At 76.8% G+C, this 1,664-nt stretch carries 2 protein-coding genes; both read left to right on the top strand.

Annotation, left to right across the window (positions count from 1 at the left end; translation table 11 throughout):
* The coding region (locus BN12_RS21585) for an ATP-binding protein (RefSeq protein WP_048555615.1) at window positions 1-1,239 on the top strand (1,239 nt) is incomplete at its 5' end.
* On the top strand, window positions 1,236-1,508 hold the full coding sequence (locus BN12_RS21590) for a hypothetical protein (protein WP_048555616.1): 273 nt from the start codon (window positions 1,236-1,238) through the stop codon (window positions 1,506-1,508). The genes BN12_RS21585 and BN12_RS21590, both read left to right, overlap by 4 nt.
* Window positions 1,509-1,664: the final 156 nt, after the last annotated feature.

Below are 1,664 nucleotides of genomic sequence, written 5' to 3' on the forward strand. Positions count from 1 at the left end.
CCCGCCACGCTCCGCGACCTCGTCGCCGCCCGGCTCGGCCTCGCCGTCGCGCCGCAGCCCCGGGACGCCCGCGCGGCGCGGCTCCTCCATCGCCTCGACCGGGAGCTGCCCGCCCTCGTCGTCGCGGGCGCGGAGAGTCCCCCCGACGGCGTCGTCCTCGCCCTCGGCCCCGAGGACGCCGTGGTGCCGGCCGGGTGGCACGTCGTGGACGTCCCCGCCCCGTCGCTGACGGCTGCCGAGCGCTGCTGGCGACGCACCCTGCGGGGGGCCGGGATCAGCGTGACCCGGGCCCAGGTCACCGCATACGCAAGCCGTCTTCCCTTGGGAGAGCGCGGAATCCGCGAGGTCGTCGAGCGGGCCGTCCACTCGGCGCGAGCGCACGGTCGCGACGTCGCGCACGAGGACGTCGCCGCGGCGCTGCGCACGCATCCCGACCACGATCCCGCCGGCCTCGCCCGGCGCGTGCCCGCCTCGACCCGGCTCGAGGACCTCGTGCTCCCGGCCGCCACCCGCGAGGGCATCGACGAGGTCGTCGCCCACGCCCGCTGGTCGACCGCCGCTCACGAGGAGCTCGCCCTCGCGGGGGTCCGCGGGCGCGGCGTCGTCGTCCTCTTCCACGGTCCGTCGGGCACCGGCAAGACGGCCGCGGCGGAGGCCGTCGCCACGGCGGTCGAGCGGGACCTGTGGGTCGTCGACCTCGCGAAGGTCGTCAGCAAGTGGCTCGGCGAGACCCAGCGCAACCTCGACCTCCTCCTCTCGGCCGCCGAGACGGCCGGCGTCGTGCTCCTCTTCGACGAGGCGGACGGGCTCTTCGGCAAGCGTGGAGAGGTGACGGACGCGCGCGACCGGTACGCCAACCTCGAGATCGACTTCCTCCTCCAACGGCTCGAGCTCCACCGCGGCGTCGTCGTCCTCACGAGCAACCGCCCGGCGGCCCTCGACGAGGCGTTCGCCCGACGGATCCGGCTCAGCGTCCGGTTCGAGACACCCGGGCACGAGGACCGCGAGGAGCTGTGGCGCAGGCTCCTGCCGCGGACCCTCCTCGCGACGGGCGCGTCCACCGACCGGGTGGCTCGCGAGGAGCTCACCGGCGCGGCGATCCGCGCCGCCGCCCTCGCCGCGACGGTCCGGGCGATGGAGGGCGGGGGACCGGTGACCGAGACCCACCTCGACGCCGCGGTCCGCCGCGAGCTGGAGAAGGTGCGCCGCCCCCGCGCCGCCCGGGCGGTGACCTCATGAGCCGACCCACGTCCGTCGACCTGTCCGTCCCCGTCGACGTGATGCCCGAGCCCGGTCTCCTCCGGCCGGCCATCGAGGCGGCCCTCGCCGGCCGGGCCTGGGCGCCCGGCCCGGAGGCTTCGGTCGCCGAGGCGGTCCGCGCGGCCGTCGCCGCCGCGCTGACGCCGCCTGTCCACCCGGGTTCGTATGCCGGGTCACCGGATTCCCCGCATACGGCCGGAATCCCGGTGGGACAGGCGATCCCGGTCGCTGGAGGTGACGGGTCGTGACCGCTCGCGGCAGCCTCCTGGCCTTCTCCGACCCGGTGAGCGGGATGGTCCCGACCATCGTGCCGTTCCAGTACAACCCGGCCGAGGTGACCCGCGTGCTGCGCCCGGCGGCCGGCACGAGCGGCGGCTCGGGCCTGCGGGTCGCCGCGCCGCCGA

Source organism: Nostocoides japonicum T1-X7, assembly GCF_001046855.1.
GTDB lineage: Bacteria > Actinomycetota > Actinomycetes > Actinomycetales > Dermatophilaceae > Nostocoides > Nostocoides japonicum.

Bases quoted from the DNA above. Each gene is read 5' to 3' on its own strand.
- BN12_RS21590 (WP_048555616.1), top strand. From the start codon at position 1,236: ATGAGCCGACCCACGTCCGTCGACCTGTCCGTCCCCGTCGACGTGATG.